The following is a 24,604-nucleotide window of genomic DNA, read 5'->3' as shown; positions in this document are numbered from 1 at the left end:
CCGGGGTTCCAATATGTCAAGTCATGGCGGCCCGCCTACTGCAGAAATGATAGGAGTGCACCATGGCTGGCGCTCTGCGCAAGACAATGATCTATCTTGGGCTCGCCGACGGCGATGAACACTACGAATCTGAGCAGTCCGTCGCCGCGCACCACGACGAAGAACGCCCCCAGACACAGGATCGGGAAGAGCGACGCGCGCCCGCTCCCGTCCGGGAAGTTGTCCGTGAAATGCCCCCTGTTGAGGTCGAAGAGGAATACCGCGCACCCGTGACACCAATTAAGCGTGCGGCGTCCAGCCGCGAAGATGCCTCTGGCTTGAGGCAGATCACCACCGTTCACCCCCGCTCCTACAACGATGCCAAGGTCATCGGTGAAAGTTTCAGGGATGGCATTCCGGTCATCATGAACGTCACCGACATGGGTGAAGCGGACGCCAAGCGCCTGGTGGACTTCTCCGCCGGCCTGGTCTTCGGCCTGCACGGCAGTATCGAGCGGGTTACCAACAAGGTCTTCCTGTTGTCGCCGTCGTACGTTGAAGTCATCGGAGATGACAAGAAGGCCARCGAAACGCAGGCCAGCTTCTTCAACCAGAGCTGACAACAGTCTTTTCGCGGATGCCAGGCGGGTCAACCTGCCTGGCATCTGTGTTGCAATAGTAGGGACCGATCCGCATTCCGGAACAAGTGGGAGATCTGAGCTAACTCGTGGGCATTGTTTTCGGCCTTATCCATATTGTGTTGTTTCTGTTCTTCATCACCCTGATCATCCGCCTCGTCTTTGAATGGGTGCAGATGTTTGCGCGCCAGTGGCGCCCCAGGGGTGTGGCATTGGTTACAGCACATGTGGTCTACTCCGTCACGGATCCTCCCCTGGGAAGGCTTCGTCGACTGATACCGCCATTGCAGCTTGGTGGAATATCCCTGGATTTGGGCTTCCTGATCCTGATCATTGCCGTGAGCATCGCCATGGCAGTGACCTTCAGCCTGGCCTGATTGCCCGCGGAACCTGGACCACCGATGGTTCACAGGCCGCAAATTCTCCAAATCAACACGATGGTGTTGAATTGGAGGAACAAGATGTTATTTAGGTACCGTAGTTTTGAACGGCCGGAAGGCCTACTGACTAACTAGACCAACGAGGTGACCAGATGGCTTTGACGCCAGAAGACGTTGTCAACAAGCGCTTTCAGCCGACCAAGTTCCGCGAAGGCTACGACCAGGACGAGGTCGATGACTTCCTGGACGAGATCGTGGTGGAACTGCGCCGCTTGAACCAGGAAAATGACGAGCTCCGCAAGAAGCTCGGCGAGGCTGGTTCGGCTGTGCCCGCTGCAACTGCTGCGGCTCCGGTCGTCGAGAAGGTTCCGGCTCCCGTCAAGGTCGACAAGGAAGCCGAGGCGAAGGCCGAGGCTGAAGCGAAGGCCGCCGAAGCTGCCAAGAAGAAGGAAGCTGAGCAGGCTGCAGCCGCTGCCAAGGCCCCGGCCGCCAGCAACAGCCTTACCCCCTCCGCTGAATCCGCTGCAGGCCTGCTCGCCATGGCGCAGCAGATGCACGACAAGCACGTCTCCGACGGTGCGCAGCAGAAGGAAAAGATCATTGCCGAGGCTCAGATCGAGGCTTCCAGCCTCGTGAACGATGCCCAGGAAAAGTCCCGCAAGATCCTTGGTGCACTCGAGCAGCAGCGTTCCGTCCTGGAGCGCAAGGTTGAGCAGCTCCGTGGCTTCGAGCGTGACTACCGTTCACGCCTGAAGGCTTACATCGAAGGCCAGCTGCGCGATCTCGATGCCCGTGGTTCCGTTGCTGCCCCCGAGGTCGGCGAAGCAACCGCAGACGTTTAGCAAGTATTCTAAAAGCCGGTGGCTGAGGACTCCTCGGCCACCGGCCTTTGCTGTTAAAGACCAATAACAGACCGCCACGCCTCCCGAATGAAAGCACTATGACCGACGACCTAACTGACGACGCCTCACAGCCGGCACCCACCGTGCAACGTAAGTGGCGTCCGGCCATGCTGTGGCTTTTTGCCGGCTTCGCTGCGTTCGCTTACGCGTTTGACCAGCTCACCAAGCTCTGGGTTACGAGCACCATGACCGAGGGGGAGCGCATTCCGGTCCTGCCTCCGTTGCTGCACTGGTACTTCATCAGGAACTCCGGGGCCGCGTTCTCCATTGGCGAGAATGTGACGTGGATTTTCACGATCATTATGGCGGCGGTATCGGTGGCCATCCTGTTCCAGCTTCGTCGCCTGGGCTCTGCATGGTGGGCGCTCTCCTTGGGCCTTCTCCTGGGAGGAGCACTGGGCAACCTGACGGACCGCTTGTTCCGGGAGCCTTCGTTCGCCATGGGTCACGTGGTCGATTTCATCCAGCTGCCGAATTTCGCCATCTTCAACATCGCTGACTCCGCGGTGGTGTCCGGCGTCGTCATCATCTGTTTGCTGACCTTGCGGGGTATTGGCATGGACGGCAAGCGCCATGTCGCCGCCGCGAAGTCTTCCAAGGACGCCAAGCCGGCCGGCGGAGGCCCCGCCGGTGAGTGACGCTGTGGTTGTACCTGACCATCTGGCCGGCGTCCGCGCGGATGCCGGACTGGCCCAGCTGCTGGACATATCCCGCTCGGCCGCGGCCCTGTTGATCGCCGAAGGGAACGTTACGAGCGCCGGTGCGCCCTTGGGGAAGTCGGCAAAGCTTGTGGCCGGTGCGGTGCTGGACGTCACGGTTCCCGACCGGCGTGACCCCCTTGAAGTGGTGGAGGAAGTTGTGGAAGGCCTGAAAATCCTGCTGGATGACGAAGACTTCGTTGTCATCGACAAGCCTGTGGGAGTTGCGGCGCATCCGTCTCCCGGGTGGGTTGGACCCACAGTGGTTGGCGGTCTCGCCGGGGCGGGGTACAGGATTTCCACGTCCGGAGCGCCGGAGCGCGCCGGCATCGTCCACAGGCTCGACGTTGGCACGTCCGGTGTCATGGTCGTAGCCAAGACCGAGCATGCGTACAAGGTGCTCAAGCGGGCTTTCAAGGAGCGCACCGTGGACAAGGTTTACCACGCCGTTGTCCAAGGGCTGCCCGATCCCTTGGTCGGAACCATTGATGCACCGATCGGCCGGCACCCGGGCCACGACTGGCGCTTCGCCGTCATCGAGGACGGTCGTCCGTCCGTTACCCACTACGAGGTCCTGGAAGCCTTCGGCAAGGCGACCCTGGTGGAAGTCCATCTGGAGACCGGACGGACGCACCAGATCCGTGTCCACTTCTCGGCGCTGCGCCACCCGTGTGCCGGAGATCTCACCTATGGTGCCGATCCCCGTCTTGCGGCAACGCTGGGGCTGACCAGGCAGTGGCTGCACGCCCGCCAGCTCGGCTTCACGCACCCCCGCACCGGCGAATGGGTGGAAGTTGCCAGCGATTATCCGGCGGACCTCCAGTACGCCTTGGATCTGTTGGAAACAGGTTCGGCCTGATTCCATTGACCTGAAGTCCGGTGCCGTTGCGGTCCGTTTCCTCCCCGACCCGGGACGGTAGACTGTCGTGGTGACTTCCAGCAATGATTCGTTCGTCCACCTTCACACCCACACCGAATACTCCATGCTGGATGGAGCGGCACGGCTGGGGGAGTTGTTCGACGAAACTGAGCGCCTGGGCATGCCGGCCCTCGCAACCACAGACCATGGCTATTTGTTTGGCGCCTTCGACTTCTGGCGCAAGGCGACGGATAAAGGCATCAAGCCGATCATCGGCGTCGAAGCCTATGTGACCCCGGGAACGGCCCGCGGTGACAAAGAGCGGGTCCGTTGGGGCGATGAGAGCCAGCGTAAAGACGACGTTTCCGGCGGTGGCTCCTACACCCACATGACCCTGCTGAGCTACAACAACGTGGGCATGCGGAACCTGTTCCGGGCCTCGTCGATTGCGTCGTTGGATTCTGTTTTCGGTAAGTGGCCGCGCCTGGACCGTGAACTACTCAACACCTATTCCGAAGGCCTCATTGCCACCACGGGCTGCCCCTCCGGAGAAGTCCAAACTAAGCTCCGCCTGGGACTCTACCGCGAGGCCGTGGAAGCCGCAGCCGAGTTCCGCGACATCTTCGGCGCGGAAAACTACTTCTGCGAGTTGATGGACCACGGTCTGGACATTGAGCGGCGCGTCACCGGCGACCTGCTCCGCCTGGCCAAGGAGCTCAACCTGCCGTTGGTGGCCACCAACGATCTCCACTACACACACGAACACGATGCCAAGGCGCACGAAGCCCTGTTGGCCATCCAGTCCGGTTCCACTCTGCTCGAGCCAACCTACGACAACGGCGGGTCCCGCTTCGCCTTCTCCGGCAGTGGCTACTACCTGAAATCACCGCAGGAAATGCGGGAGCTGTTCCGTGACCATCCGGAAGCCTGCGACAACACGCTCCTGATCGCCGAGCGCTGCGAAGTTTCCTTCAATACCGGTGCCAACTACATGCCCCGCTTCCCCTGCCCGCCAGGCGAAGACGAGACCTCGTGGCTGGTGAAGGAAGTCGACGCCGGCCTGAAGTACCGCTACCCCCAGGGCATCCCCGACAAGGTCCGCAAACAAGCCGATTACGAGCTTGGCGTCATCACCTCCATGGGTTTCCCCGGGTACTTCCTCGTGGTGGCCGACTTCATCAACTGGGCCAAGAACAACGGCATCCGGGTGGGTCCCGGACGTGGTTCCGGTGCCGGTTCCATGGTTGCCTACGCCATGCGCATCACCGACCTCGACCCCCTCCAGCACGGTCTGATCTTCGAACGCTTCCTCAACCCGGACCGCGTTTCCATGCCTGACTTCGACGTCGACTTCGATGATCGTCGCCGTTCGGAAGTGATCGACTACGTCACCAAGAAGTACGGCGACGAGCGCGTGGCGATGATCGTGACGTACGGAACCATCAAGACCAAGCAGGCGCTCAAGGACTCCTCCCGCGTGCTGGGCTATCCGTTCAGCATGGGCGAGCAGCTGACCAAGGCCCTGCCGCCGGCCGTCATGGCCAAGGACATTCCCCTCGCGGACATCCAGAATCCGGAGTCCAAGCGCTACAGCGAGGCCGGGGACTTCCGGCAGCTCATTGCCACCGACCCGGAGGCAGCCAAGGTCTTCGAGACGGCGCTGGGCATCGAGGGCCTGAAGCGCCAATGGGGTGTACACGCCGCCGGCGTCATCATGTCCTCGGACCCCATCATCGACGTTATTCCGATCATGCGGCGGTTCCAGGACGGCCAGGTCATCACCCAGTTCGACTACCCCACCTCTGAAGGCCTCGGCCTGATCAAGATGGACTTCCTGGGCCTCCGAAACCTCACGATCATTTCGGACGCCCTGGAAAACATCAAGATGAACCGTGGCGTGGACCTGGATCTCGAAAACCTTGCGCTGGACGACGCCGCGTCGTATGAGCTTCTGGCCCGCGGCGACACCCTGGGCGTGTTCCAGCTAGACGGCGGACCCATGCGGTCGCTGCTCAAGCTCATGAAGCCTGACAACTTCGAAGACATCTCCGCCGTCCTGGCCCTGTACCGGCCGGGTCCCATGGGCGCCAACGCCCACACGGACTATGCCTTGCGCAAGAACGGCATCCAGGAAGTCATTCCCATCCATCCGGAGCTGGAAGAGCCGCTCAAGGAGATCCTTGGTGGCACCTTCGGCCTGATCGTCTACCAAGAGCAAGTCATGGCCGTCGCCCAGAAACTGGCCGGTTACTCGCTTGGCCAGGCAGATATCCTTCGCCGCGCGATGGGCAAGAAGAAGAAATCCGAACTGGACAAGCAGTTCGCCGGGTTCTCCCAAGGCATGCAGGACAACGGCTACTCCATGGCCGCGGTCAAAACCCTCTGGGACATCCTGCTTCCGTTCTCCGACTACGCCTTCAACAAGGCGCACTCGGCCGCGTACGGGGTTATTTCGTACTGGACTGCCTACTTGAAGGCGCACTATGCACCGGAGTACATGGCCGCACTGCTGACCTCGGTGGGTGATGACAAGGACAAGTCCGCGATCTACCTCAATGAGTGCCGGCGCATGGGCATCACGGTGCTTCCGCCGGACGTCAACGAATCGTCGCTGAACTTCACTCCGGTGGGCCAGGACATCCGTTTCGGCATGGGAGCCATCCGCAACGTTGGTGTCAACGTGGTGGACGCGATGGTGTCCACCCGGGCAACGGAGGGAAACTACACGTCCTTCAAGGACTTCCTCCTCAAGGTCCCGGCGGTGGTGTGCAACAAGCGCACCATTGAATCGCTGATCAAGGCGGGCGCCTTCGATTCCCTCGGCCACCATCGCAGGGCGCTGGCGATGATCCACGAAGAAGCCATTGATTCGGTGATCACGCTCAAGCGAAACGAGGCCATTGGCCAGTTCGACCTCTTCGCCGGGTTCGAAGACCAGGAACCGGAAGCTTCGCTGACCACGGAAATTCCCGATCTCCCTGAATGGGAAAAGAAGGACAAACTCTCCTTCGAGCGCGACATGTTGGGACTGTACGTTTCAGACCACCCCCTGCAGGGGCTGGAGGGTGTCCTGAGCCAGCACGCCGAGCAGACCATTGCGTCGATCATCGCCGAGGACGGACCACACGACGGCGCCATTGTCACCATTGCAGGCATGATCACCTCCCTGAGCCGCAGGATCGCCAAGGCCAGCGGCAATGCCTATGCCAGGGCGGAGATCGAGGACCTCGGTGCATCAATGGAGGTCATGTTCTTCGGCCAGGTCTACGGCCCCATTGCTTCTGTGCTGGCCGAAGACCTGATCGTTGTGGTCAAGGGGCGCCTGCAGCGCCGGGATGACGGCGCTGTGACATTGAACTGCATGGAACTATCGGTGCCGGACCTGAGCGAAAGCGTCAACGGTCCCGTCGTGATCACCATTCCCACGTTCAAGGCCACGGAGGCAGTGGTAACGGATCTGCGGGACGTCCTTCGCACCCACCGCGGGAACTCGGAGGTCCGGTTGAAGCTGATGGGTGATACCAAGGTGGAGGTCATGGGATTGCCAGTGCATCTTCGGGTGAATCCCAGTCCGTCGCTCTTTGGAGACCTCAAGGTCCTGCTCGGTCCGGCCTGTCTGGACAACTGACAGCTGGGCCCGCGGTAGTCAGATCTCGTAGTCGAGCGGCGCAGGCTTGCTGTAAGCGCCGCCGTGGTACAGCAGCGGGGTCCCTTCCCCGCCCACTTGGCCGTCGACGACCTCGACCACAACCACTGCGTTGTTCTCAAAAGACAAGCGCATCTGGATCTTGCCGACCAGCCAGCCGCTGACGTCCTTGAGGATGGGAACGTCGTGGGGGCCGGGTTCCCAGTGGTCGCCGTCGAACCTGTCGCGGGTCCGTGCGAACCTGTCGGCCAACGCCTGGTTCTCCAGCCCCAGCATATGGACACCGATATATTCCGCGTTCGCGACAGCGGGCCAGGAACTGGAGCTCCTGGCCATGTTGAAGGTGAAACGGGGCGGCTCGGCGGACAGCGATGCCACGGATGTTGCGGTGAAACCAAAGGGTTTGCCGTTGAGGTTGGCCGTAATGATGGCGACTCCGGCGGCGTGCCTGCGGAACATCTCCCTGAAAGTCTGTTCGAAGCCGGATGGTTCGCTTGCCACGGTGGTGTTCTCCTGGGGTGGGCCTATGCTCTCCTCCCAGAGTATTCCTCCCACGCAGCGGTTCCCCTATTTTGCGGAGCCAGCGTGAACCTTTGTTAATGTGAGTGCATGACCGAGCCCAGTGTGAACCTCCAAGCTGCTTCCGAACCGGCTCCGGCCACCGCTTCCCGCCCGGCGCGGGACTTCCTTTGGCTGGTTGTCCCGGCCGCTTCCGGAATCGTTGTGGGGCTGCTCTGGTGGTTGCTGGCTCCGGGCGGCCTCAACCTCGTCTCCGGCAATCCCGAGCTGTCGAATCCTGACAACCCTGAGTCGTGGCTCCCGCGTGACCTGATCCTGGCGGCCTTGATGCTGGTATCGGGATGCGCTGCCGGGCTCATGCTCGATGGCAAGCTCGAGGGTGCCAGCGCCTCCCGGCGTTTGGTGTTGGCGCTACTCGGGGGTGCGGCGGGTGCACTCCTCGCATGGCTGACCGGCTTGCTGGCCGCCCAGCTATGGGGTCCTCCAGCCAACCCGGCCCTCGGCCCTGGTTATGGGTTCACGCTCCGGTCCTATGCTGTCCTCCTGCTGTGGACCGGTGCGACGGCGTTTGTCACCTTCGTCCTGTCTTTATTCGGGGTTCTCTCCAAGAAGCCCGTAAAATAGCGGGGTGACCACTTCCTCCGATACTTCCGCCCCAGCCGCCCTTAACTTCCGGAGCATTGACTTCCGGGGTCGTCGCCTCTCCCTGGCGGAACTCCGCGGAGCTGTTCCCAGGGCGCGCCATCAGACCATGGCGGATGCGGAACAGAAGGTCCAGGACATCATTGCCGCCGTTCGCAGCCGCGGGTTCAGTGCCTTGGCCGAGCTGGCACGCACGTTCGACGGCGTTGAGCAGTCGCATCCAAGGGTTTCCGCGGAGGCCCTGACCCAGGCTCTCGCCGGGCTTGATCCCAACGTCCGGGCCGCCCTTGAAGAGTCAATCAGCAGGGCTCGGCAGTTTGCCGACAGGCAGCGACCCCGCAACGTGGACGTTTCGCTGGGGGACGGTGCAGTCGTCAGCCAGAACTGGATTCCGGTGGGCCGGGTGGGGCTGTACGTTCCCGGGGGACTCGCTCCGTTGGCGTCCTCCGTCATCATGAACGTCGTTCCTGCGGTGGCCGCCGGCGTCGAATCCATCGCCCTGGCCTCACCGCCGCAGAAGGATTTTGGCGGACTTCCGCACCCCACTATTCTCGCGGCCGCCAAGCTTTTGGGCATTGATGAGGTCTACGCCATCGGCGGTGCGCAGGCCATTGTGTCCTTCGCCTACGGGATTCCGGGGTCGGGGGACGAGCTGCCCATCGAACCTGTGGACGTCGTGACAGGCCCGGGCAACATCTTCGTGGCCACGGCCAAGCGGCTGGTCAAGGGCGTGGTGGGTATTGACTCGGAGGCCGGCACTACGGAGATCGCCATCCTCGCCGACTCCACTGCCCAAGCCCCGCTTGTGGCGGCCGACCTCATCAGCCAGGCAGAGCACGATCCCAAAGCAGCCTCAGTCCTGGTGACGGATTCGACCGAACTCGCTGACGCCGTCGTGCGTGAGCTGGCGCGTCAGGCGGCGGCAACCAAGCACAGCGCCCGTGTTCTTGAGGCCCTCTCCGGCCCGCAGTCCGGCGTGGTCCTCGTGGATGACCTTGAGCAGGGGATTGCAGTCTGCAACGCCTACGCTGCGGAGCACCTGGAAATCATGACGGCGGATGCCGCAGCGGTAGCCGGACGCATCCACAACGCCGGGGCCATCTTCGTGGGGGATTACAGCCCTGTCAGCCTCGGCGACTACTGCGCCGGATCCAACCACGTCCTGCCCACCAGCGGCACGGCGGCGTTCTCCTCCGGACTGAACGTGACCACCTTCCTGCGGGCCGTCCAGGTCATCAACTATGACCGCGGTGCCCTGGAGGAGGTAAGCAGCCACATCGTGAGCCTGTCCGGTGCCGAGGACCTGCCGGGTCACGGAGATGCGGTGCGGATCCGCTTCGAATAGCAGGTCAACCACTACATATAAGGGTCACCACCACTACATGTAGTAATTACAAGCTTGTCATTACGGTGTGTACCTACGTAAACTGGTGCCGGAAGTGAATCTTCCGGCACCTTTTGCGCATCCGGCGGCTTGCCGGGTGGTGCCCGTGCCGGAGTTGTCAGGGGAGGCCCAGCGTGTATTGTCCGTTCTGCCGGAATCCCGATTCCCGTGTTGTCGACAGCCGCATGGCGGACGACGGCTCTTCCATTCGCCGCCGTCGGCAATGCCCGGAATGCGGCCGCCGCTTTACCACGGTGGAGACAACCAGCCTCTCCGTCATCAAACGCTCCGGCGTGGGTGAGCCATTCAGCCGCATCAAGGTCATCAGCGGCGTCCGCAAGGCCTGCCAGGGGCGGCCGGTGACCGAGGACGACCTCGCCATGCTTGCCCAGGAAGTTGAAGAAAACATCCGCTCATCCGGCGCGGCGGAGATTGATGCCCACGAGGTCGGGCTCGCCATCCTTGGACCGCTCCGCAAATTGGACGAGGTTGCCTACCTCCGCTTCGCCAGTGTGTACCAGGCCTTCGAATCATTGGAAGACTTCGAATCCGCTATTTCGCTGCTCCGACACGAGCATGAAGCTCACGCAAAAGCGGGCAGCAAGCAACCCAAGGGCTCCGAGGCGAGCCAACTCTAGCTCCGGTGGCGGCAGCGGAGGGGAAGCCGCAGCCGCCACCGGCACCAAGGCATGGCCGTATCAGCGGCCGCCGGAGACCGGCAGCACTGCACCCGTGATGTACCCGGCGTCATCGGACATCAGCCACGTCACCGCTGCCGCGATTTCCTCGGGTTCGGCTCCGCGGCCCATGGGAATGGTGGGATTGAGCCTCTCCACACGATCCGGCATTCCGGCTGCGGCATGCAACCCGGTGTTCGTGCTTCCGGGCGCTACGGCGTTAACCCGGATTCCCTGTTTGGCGACCTCGGCAGCCAGGCCCACGGTCAGAACGTCCACTGCGCCTTTGGTTGCGGCGTAGTGGACCCAGGTTCCGGGAGAACCGGCTTTGGTGGCCGTCGACGAAATATTGATGATGGAACCGCCGGGTCCGCCGGAATCCAACGAGAGCCTCCGGACAGCTTCCTGGCACATATAGATCAGGCCGGCGATGTTAACGTCGCATACCCGCTGCACGGTCCCGGCAGGTACGTCCACCAGCGGCCCGATCAGATCGCCCGTGATGGCTGCGTTGTTGATAACGGCAGTCACGGGTCCGCGGCGCGCAGCTTCGTCAAACAAACGCTCGACGTCGGCGGGTTGGCTGACGTCTGCCCGGACGGCGTGTGCCTCGCCGCCGCGGGCGCGGATGCTGTTAACCACGGCATCCGCGCCCGCGGCGTCAGACGAGTAATTGACGACGACACCGTATCCCGCCACGGCCGCTGCTTGGGCGACGGCAGCACCAATCCCGCGGCTTGCGCCGGTGACGATCGCGATGCCTGAGCGGCTTTCTGTAGCCTCGGCCATGTCAGGGTTACTTGGCGAGTTTGTGGTGCAGGGCAACTTCGAGGGCTGCGCCCACGATGCCGGCGTCGTTCTTCAACTTTGCAGTCACGATCCTGGTACGGAGGTCCAGGTGCGGGAAGTACTCGTCCGAGCGCTTGGAGATGCCACCGCCCACGATGAAGAGCTCAGGGGAGAACAGGAATTCCACGTGCTGGAGGTAGCGGTTGAGCAACACGCCGTACTCGTCCCAGCTGAGGCCATCCCGTTCGCGGGCCACGGCGGAGGCTTTGGTTTCGGCGTCATGTCCGTCCACCTCAAGGTGGCCGAGCTCGGCGTTGGGGACCAGCTGGCCGTTGAAGATGAATGCTGACCCGATGCCCGTTCCCAGGGTGATCACCAGGACGGTACCATCGACACCTTCACCGGCTCCGTAGCGTGCTTCCGCGAGGCCCGCTGCGTCGGCGTCGTTGATGACCTCAACCGGACGGCCGAGGCGCTCGGTGAAATTCTTGTCTATGTCGGTTTCGAGCCAGGACTTGTCCACATTTGCTGCGGAGTGGACGACGCCGTGCTGGATGATGCCGGGAAAAGTGACGCCCACCGGGGAGTCCGCTGCCGGGGCCTCGGGACGCTTGGACAGCTCCGCGACAATCTCGGCTACGACATCGGCCACCGCTTCCGGAGTAGCAGGCTGCGGTGTGGGGACCCGGAAGCGGTCGCCGATCAGCTTCCCCTTCTTGAGGTCGACGATGCCGCCTTTGATGCCGGTACCGCCGATGTCGATACCGATCAGCGGCGCGTTCTTGTGGGTTTTCTCATCCTTCTTGGACAATGCATTTCCGATCATGGCAGGAGGGGATGGGCAAGGCACAGCCGGCCGGGCTGCTTGGACCTTCCGGTGAGCTCAGGGAAGGGTAAGGATTTCCGCGCCGGTCTCAGTGACCAGCAGCGTGTGTTCGAACTGGGCCGTTCGTTTGTGGTCGCGGGTGACGACTGTCCAGTCATCTGCCCACATATCCCATTCGATGGTGCCGAGGGTAAGCATGGGCTCGATGGTGAACACCATGCCCGCCTCGATCACGGTGTTGTATGCCGGGGCTGCGTCGTAATGCGGAATGATGAGGCCCGTGTGGAAGGCCTCACCCACGCCGTGGCCTGTGAAGTCCCGGACCACACCATAACCGAAGCGCTTGGCGTAGGACTGGATGGCACGGCCGATTACGTTGATTTCGCGGCCGGGGGCCACGGCCTTGATGGCCCGGTTGAGCGACTCCTGCGTACGCTCAACCAGCAGACGGGACTCTTCATCCACGTCGCCAACCAGGAAAGTGTAGTTGGTATCCCCATGCACACCGTCAATAAAGGCGGTGATGTCGATGTTAAGAATGTCGCCGTCCTGGACCACGGTGGAATCCGGGATGCCGTGGCAAATCACCTCGTTGAGGGAGGAGCAGAGGGACTTGGGGAAGCCCCGGTAGCCCAGGGTGGACGGGTAGGCGTTGTGATCCAGGAGGAACTCATGGCCGATCTTGTCCAGCTGGTCGGTAGTGACACCCGGCTGGATGTGCTTTCCTACTTCTACTATCGCCTGGGCGGCAATCCTGCCTGCTACGCGGATCTTCTCAACCGTCTCCGGCGACTTCACTTCGGAGCCCGTGAACTTCGCAGGCGCCTTCTTGCCGACGTACTCCGGCCGGGGAATCGATGCGGGGACGGGGCGTTCAGGGCTGATGGTTCCCGGGGTGAGGGCGCCAATGGGTGCAGTCGAAGCAAGAGAAGGCATAGATTGATCATATAAGGCACGCAAGAGACGTAAGTAACAATGGACGGCAAGGCTCCTGTGGCCGCGCCAACGTTACGCGTTCAACGGCCCCGGCGATGAGGAGGAGACGTGACGGAGTACTGGTACAACGTCAAGACGCACGAGATCGAAGAGGACGCCATGTCCGATTGGACCCAGCTGATTGGCCCCTACAAAACCAGGGAAGAAGCCGAGCACGCATTGGAGAAGGTCAAAGCCCGCAATGACGCCTGGGATGCCCAGGACGACGATTAGCCAAGGCCTGCCTAGAAGGAGTGTTCCGGTCCGGGGAACTGCCCGGACCGGACGTCCTCGCCGAATGCGGCAGCTGCGTCGGTCAGGGTTGTGCGCAGGTCTGCGTACTGCTTGACGAACTTGGCCATCCTGCCGCCCCGGAGTCCCGCCATGTCCTGCCAGACGAGGACCTGGCCCGTGGTGCTCTTGCCTGCTCCGATGCCCACCGTTGGTACGCGCAACGCAGCGTCCACAATGGCGGCCGTTTCCGCGGGGACCATTTCCATCAGGACGCTGAACGCTCCGGCATCCTGGAGGGCCACAGCGTCGTCCACGAGCCGCTGCGCGTCATCCCCACGCCCCTGGACGCGGTAACCGCCGAGGGAGTGTTCGCTTTGCGGTGTGAAGCCGATATGCGCCATGACGGGGATGCCTGCCTGGACCATCGCTTTGACAGTGTCCGCGTAGTACGCGGTTCCCTCGATCTTGACCGCGTGTGCAAGGCCTTCCTTCAGGAAGCGCACGCCGGTAGCCACGGCCTGGCCGGGAGAGACCTCATAACTGCCGAAAGGCAGGTCGGCAATGACCAATGCCCGCTTGGCTGCGCGGCTCACTGCCCGGGTCAGGGGAAGAAGCTCATCCACGGTGACGGGAAGGCTGGTTTCGTTGCCGAAGACGTTGTTGGAAGCCGAATCGCCGACAAGCAGCACTTCGATTCCCGCTTGGTCGAAGATCTCCGCCGCGTACTGCTCATACGCGGTCAGCATGGCGAAGTGTTCGCCGTTGTCCTTGGCCTGCTGGAGGTGGTGGATCCGTATCCGGCCGGCCGGCTTCCTGCCGGTCGCTGATGGCGCCTGCGCACCGGTTCCGGGACCGCTTCCGTAAGGGGCGGAAACTTCGGCGGGCGTGGTGGACTCAGGAAGGTTGCTCGGGGCCATGGATAGAGCCTAAGCGGTGCCGACGGCGGCTGCCAGCAGTGTGCCCAGCGTCACCTTTTGTAAACGGTGTGTTACACGCAGCTACTGCTGCGGCTTTAGGGGGGAACTCTTAGTAGAGTGAAGGCTGAGCTGCCGTGGCTTCTGTCCCTTGAAACCAGCGGCATGGACAACGAATCGGAAAAGAGGCCCTATGGACCGCCAGCAAGAGTTCGTTCTGCGGACAATCGAAGAGCGTGACGTGCGCTTCGTACGCTTGTGGTTCACCGACGTCGTGGGTTCCCTTAAATCGGTGGCGCTTGCGCCCGCCGAAGTCGAGGGTGCCTTTGAAGAAGGCCTTGGCTTTGATGGCTCAGCGATCGAAGGCCTGGCGCGTGTGTTCGAATCCGACATGCTCGCGCAGCCGGATCCCTCCACCTTCCAGATCCTGCCCTGGCGTGGTGAGACCGAACAAACCTCAAGGATGTTCTGCGACATCCTGACTCCGGACGGCGAACCGTCGGCCGCGGACCCCCGCAACGTCCTCAAGCGGACCTTGGCAAAGGCCGCGGACATGGGCTTCACCTGCTACACCCACCCTGAGATCGAGTTCTACCTGCTCAAGTCCAAGGACTTGGGCCCGGATGGCTCGCCGGTACCTGTGGACGAGGGCGGCTACTTCGACCACGTTCCCGGTGGTGTGGCACAGGACTTCCGCCGTACTGCGGTCACCATGCTCGAATCCGTGGGCATCTCCGTGGAGTTCAGCCACCACGAGGGCGGCCCGGGGCAGAACGAGATCGACCTTCGCTACGCCGATGCGCTTCAGACCGCGGACAACATCATGACGTTCCGTACCGTCATCAAGGAAGTTGCGCTCCAGCAGGGTACCTACGCCACGTTCATGCCCAAGCCGTTCACCGATCACCCCGGTTCCGGCATGCACACGCACTTTTCGCTGTTCGAGGGCGACACCAACGCTTTCTTCGAAGCCGGTGCGGAGTTCCAGCTCTCCAAGACCGCACGCCAGTTCATTGCCGGCATCCTCAAACACGCTCCGGAATTCACGGCTGTCACCAACCAGTTCGTGAACTCCTACAAGCGGCTTTGGGGCGGCGGCGAGGCACCTAGCTACCTGAGCTGGGGACACAACAACCGGTCTGCGCTGGTGCGCGTTCCGCTCTACAAGCCCGGCAAGGGACAGTCTGCGCGGATCGAATACCGTGGCATCGACTCCGCCACCAACCCGTACCTGGCCTACGCCGTGTTGCTCGGGGCGGGCCTGAAGGGCATCGAGGAGGGCTATGAGCTTCCCGCTGCCGCTGAGGACGACGTATGGTCACTGACCACCGCGGAGCGCAAGGCGATGGGGCACGCGCCTCTTCCGGCCAGCCTCCACGACGCCATCCGGGCCATGGAGGAATCCGAACTGGTGGCCGAAATCCTTGGCGAGCAGGTTTTTGAGCACTTTCTCCGCAACAAGCGGGCAGAGTGGCAGGATTACAGGCTCCAGGTCACCCCCTATGAGCTGCAGCGCAACCTCGGCATTCTTTAGGCAGGGCCAGTGAGCCTTGCACGACGGCTCATCTCAGCCGGATTCAGCGACCTTGAGAAGGGGGAGCGCTTCCTTGCTGCCCCCGAGCTTGAGGGTATTGACGAGGACGCACTGTTTGCCGGCCTTTCCATGGCTGCCAGTCCCGATACAGCCCTGCAGTCACTGGTTCGGCTCATTGAGAAGAATCCTGGCCTGAAGAAGCTGGCCGCGGCGGATCCGGACACCTGCGAGCCCCTGTACCGTTTGCTGGGGGCCTCGGAGGCGCTGGGGGAGTTCCTGATGCGCCGGCCTGAGCACCTGGACGTCTTTGATGCTCCTGTTAGTCCGGAGCCACTGCAGGCTTCCAGCGACGAGCTCCGCGCCACACTGCTTCGTTCCGTCAAGGCTGAGCCCGGCGCCCACAGGCCCGTGGCAGGCATCACCGGGCAGCCCGCCTATGCAGCCTTGCGGACGGCGTACCGCCGCGGCCTGACTGAGCTCGCCATCAAAGACCTGTGCGCAGCTTCGCCCCAGGACTTCATGCCTGCAGCCGGAGCTGAACTGGCCGACCTCGCCGGTGCCGCGATCGAAGCCGCCCTTGCCGTATCCCGGGCTGAAGCGGCAGGCCATTACGACGCTGACGACATCGCCGACGTCGGACTGGCCGTCATCGGCATGGGCAAATGCGGAGCCCGCGAGCTGAACTACATTTCGGACGTTGATGTCATCTATGTCATCGAGTCCGAAGAGCTGGAGGATGCCCGGGCGTCCACCATCGGGACCGCCCTGGCCTCAGGTATTTCCCGGGCAATTTCCTCCTTTGCTCCCGAACCGGGCCTCTGGGAAGTGGATGCGAATCTCCGCCCGGAAGGAAAATCGGGCCCTCTTGTACGCACCCTTCCTTCCCACCTGAGCTACTACGCACGGTGGGCCGAAAGCTGGGAGTTCCAGGCGCTGCTCAAGGCGCGGACCATCGCCGGCGACCGGGAACTTGGCCAGCGCTATGAAAAGGCCGTGGAGCCGTTGGTCTGGTCTTCTGCCGGCCGTGAGGGCTTTGTGGAGTCCGTGCAGGCGATGCGCCGCAGGGTGACCGACTACATCCCCGCATCCGAGGAGCAGCGGCAGATCAAGCTGGGACGTGGCGGACTGCGGGATGTCGAGTTCACCGTCCAGTTGCTGCAGTTGGTACACGGCAAGTCCGATGAATCCCTCCGCTGCAAAGACACGACATCGGCCATCGCCGCACTTTCGGCGGGTGGCTACATCGGGCGTGCCGATGCCGCTGCCTTCGACAGCGCTTACCGGTACCTCCGCTTGCTGGAGCATCGGATCCAGCTGTTCCAGCTGCGGCGCACCCACCTGATGCCAGTGGCTGAGGATGCCCAGCGGTTCCTGGCCAAAGCTGTCCTGGGTCCGTTTTCCCTTGAGCGCCCCCATCCGGACCAGCTCATGGCTGCATGGCAAAAGACCAAGAAGTCCGTGCGGGAACTCCATGAACGGATCTTCTACCGTCCGCTGCTCAACACTGCTGCGAAGTTGAGCAGCGAAGACGCAAAGCTCAGTCCTGAGGCAGCCCAGGGCCGGCTGGCGGCTCTCGGCTACCTGGATCCCCAGGGAGCTCTGCGGCACATTGAAGCTTTGACGGCGGGCGTCAGCCGCCGTGCTGCTTTGCAACGGCAGCTGCTGCCGATCCTTCTGGGTTGGCTTGCTGAGGGCGTCGACCCCGATGCCGGCCTGCTTGCGTTCCGCCGGGTCAGCGAAGCCCTTGGCACCACGCACTGGTACCTGGGCCTGCTCCGTGATTCGCAGGCTGCCGCCGAACGCCTATGCCAGGTCCTGGCCAATTCCCGTTTGATTTCGGACCTCCTGGAAGTATCACCGGAGTCCGTGGCGTGGCTTGGCAGCGACAAGGAATTGGCCCCCGTTCGTTTCGAAGCCCAATGGCAGGAAATCCAATCCAAGCTGTCCCGGCATCCTGACCCTGAGAGTGCCATGAGGCTTATCCGGTTGATCCGGCGACGCGAGATCCTCAGGACGGCCATTGCGGACAGCGCCGGACTCCTTGACCAGGACGCCGTCGGTTTGGCTTTGGCCGAGACTGACCGCGCTGCCGTACTGGGAGCCCTGCATGTGGCCGAGGCCGTAGTGGCTGGCTCAGGCCCCTTGAAAACCGATGTACTGGTGGTTGCCATGGGTAGGCAGGGCGGCCGCGAGATCGGCTACGGCTCGGACGCGGACGTTATGTATGTGCACCGTGCCCGCCCTGGCTTCAGCGATGCCGAGGCGCAGGAACAGGCGACGGCGATCGTCGCCAAGGTCTCCGGCTTCCTCACCCAGCCGCTCAAGCCGGCAATCATGGCCGAGCGGGTGCTGATGGTGGACGCCGACCTCCGGCCGGAAGGCAAGAACGGTGCGATGGTGCGGTCCTTGGACTCCTACGCGGAGTATTACCGCCGGTGGTCTTTGATCTGGGAAGCCCAGGCGCTGCTGCGTGCCCGTCCCATGGCTGGTTCGGATGAGTTGGCGGCAGACTTCGTTAAGCTGATCGATCCCATCCGGTATCCGCAGGAACTGCAGGAGCAGGATGTTCGGGAGATCCGGCGGATCAAGGCGCGGGTAGAGTCTGAACGGCTGCCCCGGGGCGCGGATCCCGCCAGGCACGTCAAGCTTGGCCGTGGTGGTCTGAGCGACGTCGAGTGGCTGGTGCAGCTGCTTCAGTTGCAGCATGCCGGGAAGCATCCCGCTTTGCGGACCAGCTCCACCCTTGAGGCCCTGGCTGCCGCTGAGGAGTTGGGGTTCATCGGCAGGGACGACGCGGCACTGCTGCGGGATGCTTGGCGTCTGGCCAGCCGCATCCGGTCGGCCAATGTGATCGTGACCGGGCGTGCCTCAGATGTCCTGCCTTCCTCGCGCAAGGACCTTGAAGCTGTTGCGCGTTGGTGCGGCTACCCGCCCGGGAACGCCGGGCATTTTGAGGAGGACTACCTCCGGCTGAGTCGTCGGGCCAGGGCGGTTTTCGAGAAGATGTTCTACGCCACCTAAGGCCAAAGGGATTACGGGTTACCTCGTGACAGCGGCCGAGGCGGCCAGCTCCCGGGCATGCCCCAGCATCGTCACCACCGGCACTCCGGTGACCAGCTCGCCGTCGACGACGTACCCTTCTTCGCGGTCTGTCAGTGCCTCCACCATGCGTTGGCGCCACATCGTCAATTCCGCCTGATGGGTTGCGTCGTCGGCGAGGTTGTTGCGTTCCTGCGGATCGGCGTCGAGGTCGAACAGTTCCTCAGTGCCTTCGCCCGAGCCCCATATGTACTTGTAACGGCCGTCCGTCAGCCAGTGCAGGTTTTGCCCCCAATACACGTGTTCGCCGTGCAGTACCTCCCGAACGGCATCAGTGTTTTCACCACGAATGATTGATGCCAGGGACTTGCCGTCCACGGAATCGGGGATCGGGAGTCCGGCGAGTTCCAGCAGAGTGGGCATGATGTCCCTGAGTTCCACTACGTGGTCCACTACGGCTCCGCGGACGGCATGCTCCGCGGTGGGTGCATTGGCGATGATGAACGGCACCCGGGCCGACCCCTCATAGGGCACGGCCTTGCGGAACATATGGTGATCGCCCATCATCTCCCCGTGGTCACTGGTAAAAGCGATCACGGTATTCCGGTCGAGACCGAAGTCCGCCAGCGACTCTTTGATCCGGTTGATCTGCAGATCAATCTGGGCCATCAGGCCGTAGTACCCCGCTCTGGCTCTATGTACAACGTGGTCGGGAATGGTGCCGTAGCTGGCTTGGTAGTCGCTGTCCTGCCGGTGGGCGTCCCAGTGGTGTTCCCAGTTGCCCTCCACGGCTTCGTAGGCGGGAATGCCGAGGTACTGTTCGAAAGCCCACGACGGCGGATCGTACGGCGGATGGGGGCGGTGGAAGGACAGATACAGGAAAAAGGGCTTCACGGGGTCGCGGCGGTGCATCCATTCAATGGCTTGCGTGCCGATCCAGTGTGACGGGTGCAGGCTTTCAGCCTTGTCCCACGGGCGGGCGACGATGGAATTGCAGTTGACGCCGTGGTCGAAGTACTCGGCGTCGGGGCCCATGCCGGGTTGCCTGCGGAGCCATGGCACGTAGTCATCAAACATCGCGAAATGCTGTTGGTGCTCCCGGCGGGCGTGGTGGAGGTAGCCATCGTGGAGGATGACGTCGTCGAAACCGAGCCTGGAGCGTTCGGGCCACACGTGCATCTTTCCTATGGCCTGCGTGTGGTACCCGCCCTTTCTGAACTCCTCCTGTACCGTCACCGGGTGGACAGCATGGAAAGGAACGCCATCGTTGTAGCCAACCCGGCCGTGCTTCTCCTGGGACTGTCCGGTGAACAGTGCTGCGCGGGCCGGCACACACGACGGCGTAGCAGAATAGCCTTTGGAGAATCGGACGCCGTTCCTGGCGAGTTCGTCGAGGTGGGGTGTCTCCACATAAGGGTGACCGTCCGAGGACAGGCAGTCGCCCCTCCATTCGTCAACGCAGATCAGGATGACGTTGGGCTGGCTCATTGAAGGGTTCCTTTGCCGTAGGAAACTGTTGAGACAACCCTAAGGGGAGGAAAGCACTTAATGCGTGAATATGACTCAGAAAAAGCCTTTTCAATCGTAAGCGATCAAGATCCTGTTGGCGATGTGTGGTTGATTCCGCTGAAGATGCTTGACGCCGACGCCCGTGCCATCCAGCTTGGCGCCGTGGCTGAACTGTCCGTTGGGGGCGGGCAGCGGGAGTTTGTGGGGGATCCGTTGCGCATGATGTTGATAGCTCTGGAGGAAGAGTCCAGGCTGCCCTTTGTCATTGAGTCGGGTGGTGTGGGTGTAGGGGTGCTGACGCTGCAGACCGGTGCGGCGTCGCTGGCGGGCTGGGGAGATGACGATTCGGCATGGCTGCTCAGGGGTTTCCTTATCGACGCCGGGAGCCAGGGGCGTGGTCTGGGTACCCGGGCTGCCCGCGCTGCCGTGGCCGAAGCCCGCAAACTAACAGCGAGGCTGGGAGGCGGCCAGTCCGGCGTCGTGCTTTCTGTCAATGAGCGCAACCCTGCAGGGTTGGCCGCCTACAAGAAGGCCGGCTTTGTGGACGCCGGGCGGTATTCGGGCGGCAATTCCGGACCGCAGAGGACGATGTTCAAGTCCTTCCTGTGACGCGGTATTCATCGCCGTTGGCTGGCCGGAGTCACGCGTTGCACACAAAACTAAGCAACCTTATAGACTTGGCGTGTCACTGATCTCGAATCGGAGGGAACGTCCATGGAATACAACGGAAGCCCCACTGAAAGGGCAATTCCTGCCGGAGAACTCGACCGGCGCCACGTGGGTCAATCGGTTAGCTTTCAACCAAATGACTTCACGGTTGTCTTCGGCACCATCGCAGGCATCGCCCGGACTGAGGCCCTCGTCTATCTGTCTCTCGACGGAGTCGGCGGCGGAACGCATCTGAAGGATGAATACGACCTGTCGATCGACCACAAGGTCTATCTTCAGCTCGACCCCTTGGGAAGCGCAGAAAAGGGTCTTTCCGAGGCAGCAAGCTTCGTGAAAGAGAAGCTGGATGAGATCACCCGGAACATCAGGGACCGTGAACAGGGGAAGCCTGGGCAGTAATCCCTGCGCATTGAAAAAGGCCAGCCCCATCCTCGCGGATGGGGCTGGCCTTCTCAGTATGTGCCCAGGGGCTTAGACGCCGTAGTAGAGCTCGAACTCGTAGGGGTTCGGGCGGAGCGACAGCGGGCGGATCTCGTTTTCGTACTTGTAGTCAATCCAAGTATCGATGAGGTCCTGGGTGAAGACGCCGCCGGCCTGCAGGAACTCGTTGTCCTCGCGCAGGGCCTCCAGGGCTTCTTCCAGGGAACCCGGAGCCTTGGGGATGTCCTTGGCTTCTTCGGCCGGGAGCTCGTAGAGGTCCTTGTCGATGGGAGCCGGGGGTTCGATGCGGTTGCGGATGCCGTCGATTCCGGCCATCAGCTGTGCGGCGAACGCCAGGTACGGGTTGGACGAGGGGTCCGGAGCGCGGAACTCGATGCGCTTGGCCTTCGGGTTGGTGCCCGTGATCGGGATGCGGATACCGGCAGAGCGGTTGCCCTGCGAGTAAACCATGTTCACGGGAGCCTCGAAGCCCTTGACCAGGCGGCGGTAGGAGTTGACGGTCGGGTTGGTGAACGCCAGAACTGCCGAGGAGTGCTTGAGCAGGCCGCCGATGTACCAGCGGGCGGTGTCGGAGAGTCCGGCGTAGCCCTTCTCGTCGTAAAACAGGGGATCGCCGTTGCTCCACAGCGACTGGTGGCAGTGCATGCCGGAGCCGTTGTCGCCGAAGACGGGCTTCGGCATGAACGTCACGGACTTGCCCCAAGCGTCAGCGGTGTTCTTGATGACGTACTTGAACTTCTGCAGGTCATCAGCAGCTGCGGTCAGGGTGGTGAACTTGTAGTTGATCTCCGCCTGGCCGGCAGAACCAACTTCGTGGTGGGAACGCTCGACCTCGAGGCCGGCCTTGTCCAGCTCAACGCACATGGCGTCGCGGAGGTCAGCCTGCTTGTCGGTGGGGGACACCGGGAAGTAACCGCCCTTGACGGGGGTCTTGTAACCGAGGTTGCCGCCTTCTTCCTTGCGGCCCGTGTTCCAGTGTGCTTCTTCAGAGTCGATCTTGTAGAAGCTGCCCTGCGGGGAAGACTCGTACTGGATGTTGTCGAAGACGAAGAACTCGGCTTCCGGCGCGAAGAATGCGGTGTCGGCGATGCCGGTGGAAGCCAGGTAGGCCTCTGCCTTCTCGGCCACGCCACGGGGGTCGCGGTGGTAAGGGTCGCCCGTGCGGGGGTTCACGATGGAGAAGTTCAGGGCAAGGGTCTTCTCGATGCGGAAGGTGTCGATGAAGGCCGAGGTCACATCCGGGATGAGCTGCATGTCCGACTCGGCAATGCCCTGGAAGCCGCGGATGGAGGATCCGTCGAAGAGCTGGCCGTGGACGAAGAAGTCCAGGTCAACGCTCTTGGCAGGCACATTGAAGTGCTGCTGGACACCAGGAAGGTCGGTGAAGCGGATATCGACGAATTTGACGTCTTCGTCTTTGATGAACTTGAGGACTTCGTCCGCAGTCTTGAACATCTATGCTCCTTATGCATATCAAGTAACAGGCCCGGAAGGCCGCGTGGTGCAGCCCAGACCAGGACGCAGGAAACACAAAAAGGTCCCCTTGCCATGGTGGCTGGCAACTCATACCACCATAGGGAGGTGGGATTTCCCGGGGGTGTCAGTATTGTTTCCGGCAGGTTACAGAATCATCTGTTGTGTAAACGGTAGTCTGCTTTCCGGTGCCAGGTCCACGTGGGTCCGCTGGTCGAACACCCGGCCGGTTCGGACTCTGTCCCGGGGCCTCCGCCCGGCATGCCCAACCATCCTCCAGCGGTAGGCTTGGAGGGTGGTAGATCGAAAAGACATTGGCTCCTGGTTGAGCGGTCCGGACACTTCCGGCATCTCCAAATATCCTGGTGAAAGGCTCGRCCTGCCCGAGTCCGGTCCTGGCTCCATGGCGCGTGCCGGGCGCCGGATCCTCGGCATCGTGATCGACTGGACCATCGCCTTGGTCATCAGCAACTTTGCCTTCGGCGGAAATCAGTGGGCAACGCTGGCCATTTTTGCCGTGGAACAGATCCTGCTGATCGGCACGTTGGGATACAGCGTGGGACACAGGATTGCCGGTATTCATGTGGTCCGCTTGGGCGGCGGTCCTGCAGGCCCGCTGGCCGCCGTAGTGCGAACCCTCCTGCTGTGCCTGGTCATACCGGCCGTTGTTTTCGATCCCGACCAACGCGGTCTTCACGACAAAGCCATGAACACCATCCTTATCCGCATGTGATTCCGCGGGGCCGGGCGGTGAAGACCGCGGTTGTCCCCGGACCAACGACAAAAACAAACCGCCCCCGCCTCTGTTACCCAGAGGCGGGGGCGGTTTTGTGCCTGGTTCAGGAATATCAGCGGCCGCGTGCGGCTTTGCGGTCGGGACGAGCTTTGTAGGGGTCGATGCCCTTGGGGATCGGGAGACGGTTGCCAAGGGAGTTGATGCGCTTGGAAACTGCGTTGACCTCAACCTTGGTCAGTTCGTTCTTCATCTTGCCCATGGTCTTAGCAAGTTTGTTGAGGGGGACCTGGCCCTCGCCGCGGCCTGACTCCAGGACGTGGATGGTGACGTTGGGGAGGATGCGCGTAAGGCGCTTGCGCTCCGCATCCACCAGCGTCTTTACGCGGTGGCTGGGTCCTTCGCTGACGAGAACGACGCCGGGACGTCCGATCGCCATGAAGACGGCATCCTGGGTGCGGGGGTTGACAGCAACCGGCTGATCCTGGGTGACCCACCCGCGCCGAAGCGTGCCCAATGCAGCACCGGAGGCGCCGGGCTGGTTCTCGATTTGCGCGAAGGCGGCTTTCTCCGCGCGGCGGGAAAGGATAAAGACGGCTGCGAGAAGGCCCAAAGGAATACCGATGATCAGGCCGGTGACCCAGTTCTCCAACAGGAAGCCGATAAGGAAGGCAACGGCAACCACAGCGAGGAATGCCAGCAGCATGATCCAGACAACCTGGGGATCATTTCGCCGGGTCATCTTGAAGACTTCAGCGATCTGCTTCAGCTGGCTCGGCTTCTTGGCCTTGGCTTCCTTGGGCTTGCGCTGGAACAGCCCACGCTTGGGTGCGTCGGCCGAGGGGGTCGAATTGCTGGAATCAGAGGAGTTCGCCATAGTGCCTTAATTCTACGTGATGTACGTCGAAGGACCGGACGCCGTTACGTGGGGCATCCGGTCCTTCAGAACTGCTTGCTGTTACTTCTGTGCCGTTTTGGGGCTAGCCGTGGGCGGCGAGGATGGTGGAGGCTTCCTGGCGGGTGGTGCCGGAGGACTCGATGTGTGCCAGGGCTTCGGGGATTTCCCAGCCCTTCTTCCGCATCGCGGTGGCCCACAAGTTCCGCATCGCGGTGGCCCACAAGCGGCCGGCCCGGTACGAGGACC

Annotated in this window: 23 protein-coding genes; 15 read left to right on the top strand and 8 right to left on the bottom strand. The window is 62.3% G+C overall.

Features of this window, described 5'->3' with window-relative positions; genetic code table 11:
- The first annotated feature begins 62 nt into the window (after positions 1 to 62).
- The 6 genes from AB4Y81_RS17305 to dnaE all read left to right on the top strand — a co-directional run bounded on the left by AB4Y81_RS17305 (position 63) and on the right by dnaE (position 7,084).
- Complete coding sequence (locus AB4Y81_RS17305) at positions 63 to 599, top strand: cell division protein SepF (RefSeq protein WP_441996342.1); 537 nt, start codon at positions 63 to 65, stop codon at positions 597 to 599.
- Between the two features lie 107 nt (positions 600 to 706).
- Positions 707 to 994 (top strand): YggT family protein, encoded by a 288-nt coding sequence (locus tag AB4Y81_RS17300; RefSeq protein WP_018779301.1) that lies wholly within the window; start codon positions 707 to 709, stop codon positions 992 to 994.
- A gap of 155 nt (positions 995 to 1,149) precedes the next feature.
- Positions 1,150 to 1,839, top strand: coding sequence for a DivIVA domain-containing protein (locus AB4Y81_RS17295; protein WP_363931300.1), 690 nt, complete (start codon positions 1,150 to 1,152; stop codon positions 1,837 to 1,839).
- A gap of 98 nt (positions 1,840 to 1,937) precedes the next feature.
- Entirely contained in the window at positions 1,938 to 2,537 is a 600-nt protein-coding gene (gene lspA / locus AB4Y81_RS17290) for a signal peptidase II (protein ID WP_055977774.1), read from the top strand.
- Positions 2,530 to 3,456 (top strand): RluA family pseudouridine synthase, encoded by a 927-nt coding sequence (locus tag AB4Y81_RS17285; protein ID WP_441996341.1) that lies wholly within the window; start codon positions 2,530 to 2,532, stop codon positions 3,454 to 3,456. Before lspA ends, AB4Y81_RS17285 begins: the two co-directional genes overlap by 8 nt.
- A 70-nt stretch (positions 3,457 to 3,526) precedes the next feature.
- A complete protein-coding gene (gene dnaE, locus AB4Y81_RS17280) occupies positions 3,527 to 7,084 on the top strand; it encodes a DNA polymerase III subunit alpha (protein ID WP_026267382.1) in 3,558 nt (1,185 codons plus the stop codon).
- An 18-nt stretch (positions 7,085 to 7,102) separates the two neighbouring features.
- Here the strand turns inward: dnaE and AB4Y81_RS17275 are convergent, their stop codons facing one another.
- A complete protein-coding gene (locus AB4Y81_RS17275) occupies positions 7,103 to 7,603 on the bottom strand; it encodes a flavin reductase family protein (protein WP_018779306.1) in 501 nt (166 codons plus the stop codon).
- A gap of 108 nt (positions 7,604 to 7,711) precedes the next feature.
- Between AB4Y81_RS17275 and AB4Y81_RS17270 the strand changes: the two genes are divergently transcribed.
- The 3 genes from AB4Y81_RS17270 (at position 7,712) to nrdR (ending at position 10,285) form a co-directional block, all read left to right on the top strand.
- Positions 7,712 to 8,245 carry a hypothetical protein gene (locus AB4Y81_RS17270; RefSeq protein ID WP_018779307.1) on the top strand — a complete coding sequence of 178 codons (534 nt, stop codon included), beginning with the start codon at positions 7,712 to 7,714 and terminating at the stop codon, positions 8,243 to 8,245.
- Positions 8,246 to 8,249: 4 nt separating this feature from the next.
- On the top strand, positions 8,250 to 9,608 hold the full coding sequence (gene hisD / locus AB4Y81_RS17265) for a histidinol dehydrogenase (RefSeq protein WP_055977771.1): 1,359 nt from the start codon (positions 8,250 to 8,252) through the stop codon (positions 9,606 to 9,608).
- Positions 9,609 to 9,781: 173 nt separating this feature from the next.
- Positions 9,782 to 10,285: a transcriptional regulator NrdR gene (nrdR, locus tag AB4Y81_RS17260; RefSeq protein WP_026267383.1), complete on the top strand. Its 504-nt coding sequence runs from the start codon at positions 9,782 to 9,784 to the stop codon at positions 10,283 to 10,285.
- A gap of 60 nt (positions 10,286 to 10,345) precedes the next feature.
- Here the strand turns inward: nrdR and AB4Y81_RS17255 are convergent, their stop codons facing one another.
- The 3 genes from AB4Y81_RS17255 to map all read right to left on the bottom strand — a co-directional run bounded on the left by AB4Y81_RS17255 (position 10,346) and on the right by map (position 12,875).
- Positions 10,346 to 11,113 (bottom strand): SDR family oxidoreductase, encoded by a 768-nt coding sequence (locus tag AB4Y81_RS17255; RefSeq protein WP_064723211.1) that lies wholly within the window; start codon positions 11,111 to 11,113, stop codon positions 10,346 to 10,348.
- 7 nt (positions 11,114 to 11,120) lie between these two features.
- Positions 11,121 to 11,924, bottom strand: a complete 804-nt coding sequence (gene ppgK, locus AB4Y81_RS17250) for a polyphosphate--glucose phosphotransferase (protein ID WP_441996357.1) — start codon at positions 11,922 to 11,924, stop codon at positions 11,121 to 11,123.
- A 72-nt stretch (positions 11,925 to 11,996) separates the two neighbouring features.
- Positions 11,997 to 12,875 (bottom strand): type I methionyl aminopeptidase, encoded by an 879-nt coding sequence (gene map, locus AB4Y81_RS17245; RefSeq protein WP_064723210.1) that lies wholly within the window; start codon positions 12,873 to 12,875, stop codon positions 11,997 to 11,999.
- Between the two features lie 108 nt (positions 12,876 to 12,983).
- Between map and AB4Y81_RS17240 the strand changes: the two genes are divergently transcribed.
- Positions 12,984 to 13,148: an SPOR domain-containing protein gene (locus tag AB4Y81_RS17240; protein WP_011774435.1), complete on the top strand. Its 165-nt coding sequence runs from the start codon at positions 12,984 to 12,986 to the stop codon at positions 13,146 to 13,148.
- A gap of 11 nt (positions 13,149 to 13,159) precedes the next feature.
- Here the strand turns inward: AB4Y81_RS17240 and panB are convergent, their stop codons facing one another.
- Positions 13,160 to 14,065 carry a 3-methyl-2-oxobutanoate hydroxymethyltransferase gene (gene panB / locus AB4Y81_RS17235; protein WP_441996340.1) on the bottom strand — a complete coding sequence of 302 codons (906 nt, stop codon included), beginning with the start codon at positions 14,063 to 14,065 and terminating at the stop codon, positions 13,160 to 13,162.
- A 190-nt stretch (positions 14,066 to 14,255) separates the two neighbouring features.
- On the opposite strand from panB, the gene glnA (AB4Y81_RS17230) reads away from it, so the two are divergent.
- Positions 14,256 to 15,596: a type I glutamate--ammonia ligase gene (gene glnA / locus AB4Y81_RS17230; protein ID WP_018779314.1), complete on the top strand. Its 1,341-nt coding sequence runs from the start codon at positions 14,256 to 14,258 to the stop codon at positions 15,594 to 15,596.
- 9 nt (positions 15,597 to 15,605) lie between these two features.
- Positions 15,606 to 18,617: a bifunctional [glutamine synthetase] adenylyltransferase/[glutamine synthetase]-adenylyl-L-tyrosine phosphorylase gene (locus AB4Y81_RS17225; protein ID WP_441996339.1), complete on the top strand. Its 3,012-nt coding sequence runs from the start codon at positions 15,606 to 15,608 to the stop codon at positions 18,615 to 18,617.
- An 18-nt stretch (positions 18,618 to 18,635) separates the two neighbouring features.
- On the opposite strand, the gene AB4Y81_RS17220 is transcribed toward AB4Y81_RS17225, so the two are convergent.
- On the bottom strand, positions 18,636 to 20,123 hold the full coding sequence (locus AB4Y81_RS17220) for an arylsulfatase (protein ID WP_441996338.1): 1,488 nt from the start codon (positions 20,121 to 20,123) through the stop codon (positions 18,636 to 18,638).
- Between the two features lie 60 nt (positions 20,124 to 20,183).
- Here AB4Y81_RS17220 and AB4Y81_RS17215 point away from each other — a divergent pair, with 60 nt between their 5' ends.
- Positions 20,184 to 20,753 (top strand): GNAT family N-acetyltransferase, encoded by a 570-nt coding sequence (locus AB4Y81_RS17215; protein WP_441996337.1) that lies wholly within the window; start codon positions 20,184 to 20,186, stop codon positions 20,751 to 20,753.
- A gap of 105 nt (positions 20,754 to 20,858) precedes the next feature.
- The gene (locus tag AB4Y81_RS17210; protein WP_064723205.1) at positions 20,859 to 21,212 is read left to right on the top strand and encodes a hypothetical protein; all 354 of its coding nucleotides are present in this window, start codon (positions 20,859 to 20,861) and stop codon (positions 21,210 to 21,212) included.
- A gap of 72 nt (positions 21,213 to 21,284) precedes the next feature.
- On the opposite strand, the gene glnA (AB4Y81_RS17205) is transcribed toward AB4Y81_RS17210, so the two are convergent.
- The gene (gene glnA / locus AB4Y81_RS17205) at positions 21,285 to 22,709 is read right to left on the bottom strand and encodes a type I glutamate--ammonia ligase (protein WP_018779319.1); all 1,425 of its coding nucleotides are present in this window, start codon (positions 22,707 to 22,709) and stop codon (positions 21,285 to 21,287) included.
- Positions 22,710 to 23,022: 313 nt separating this feature from the next.
- Here glnA (AB4Y81_RS17205) and AB4Y81_RS17200 point away from each other — a divergent pair, with 313 nt between their 5' ends.
- Positions 23,023 to 23,460, top strand: coding sequence for an RDD family protein (locus tag AB4Y81_RS17200; protein WP_441996336.1), 438 nt, complete (start codon positions 23,023 to 23,025; stop codon positions 23,458 to 23,460).
- A 115-nt stretch (positions 23,461 to 23,575) separates the two neighbouring features.
- Here AB4Y81_RS17200 and AB4Y81_RS17195 read toward each other — a convergent pair whose 3' ends face one another.
- Positions 23,576 to 24,337, bottom strand: coding sequence for a DUF4191 domain-containing protein (locus AB4Y81_RS17195; RefSeq protein WP_018779321.1), 762 nt, complete (start codon positions 24,335 to 24,337; stop codon positions 23,576 to 23,578).
- Positions 24,338 to 24,604 lie beyond the last annotated feature (267 nt).

The organism is Paenarthrobacter sp. TAF1, from assembly GCF_052113825.1.
In the GTDB taxonomy this organism is placed as follows: Bacteria; Actinomycetota; Actinomycetes; order Actinomycetales; family Micrococcaceae; genus Arthrobacter; species Arthrobacter nicotinovorans.
Note: the sequence above shows the minus strand (reverse complement) of the source record. Positions and strands in the feature narration are given on the sequence as shown.

Bases quoted from the DNA above. Each gene is read 5' to 3' on its own strand.
- glnA (WP_018779314.1), top strand. From the start codon at position 14,256: ATGGACCGCCAGCAAGAGTTCGTTCTGCGGACAATCGAAGAGCGTGAC.
- AB4Y81_RS17195 (WP_018779321.1), bottom strand. From the start codon at position 24,337: ATGGCGAACTCCTCTGATTCCAGCAATTCGACCCCCTCGGCCGACGCA.
- AB4Y81_RS17255 (WP_064723211.1), bottom strand. From the start codon at position 11,113: ATGGCCGAGGCTACAGAAAGCCGCTCAGGCATCGCGATCGTCACCGGC.
- AB4Y81_RS17295 (WP_363931300.1), top strand. From the start codon at position 1,150: ATGGCTTTGACGCCAGAAGACGTTGTCAACAAGCGCTTTCAGCCGACC.
- glnA (WP_018779319.1), bottom strand. From the start codon at position 22,709: ATGTTCAAGACTGCGGACGAAGTCCTCAAGTTCATCAAAGACGAAGAC.
- AB4Y81_RS17210 (WP_064723205.1), top strand. From the start codon at position 20,859: ATGGAATACAACGGAAGCCCCACTGAAAGGGCAATTCCTGCCGGAGAA.
- map (WP_064723210.1), bottom strand. From the start codon at position 12,875: ATGCCTTCTCTTGCTTCGACTGCACCCATTGGCGCCCTCACCCCGGGA.
- lspA (WP_055977774.1), top strand. From the start codon at position 1,938: ATGACCGACGACCTAACTGACGACGCCTCACAGCCGGCACCCACCGTG.
- AB4Y81_RS17270 (WP_018779307.1), top strand. From the start codon at position 7,712: ATGACCGAGCCCAGTGTGAACCTCCAAGCTGCTTCCGAACCGGCTCCG.
- AB4Y81_RS17220 (WP_441996338.1), bottom strand. From the start codon at position 20,123: ATGAGCCAGCCCAACGTCATCCTGATCTGCGTTGACGAATGGAGGGGC.
- panB (WP_441996340.1), bottom strand. From the start codon at position 14,065: ATGGCCCCGAGCAACCTTCCTGAGTCCACCACGCCCGCCGAAGTTTCC.
- AB4Y81_RS17215 (WP_441996337.1), top strand. From the start codon at position 20,184: ATGCGTGAATATGACTCAGAAAAAGCCTTTTCAATCGTAAGCGATCAA.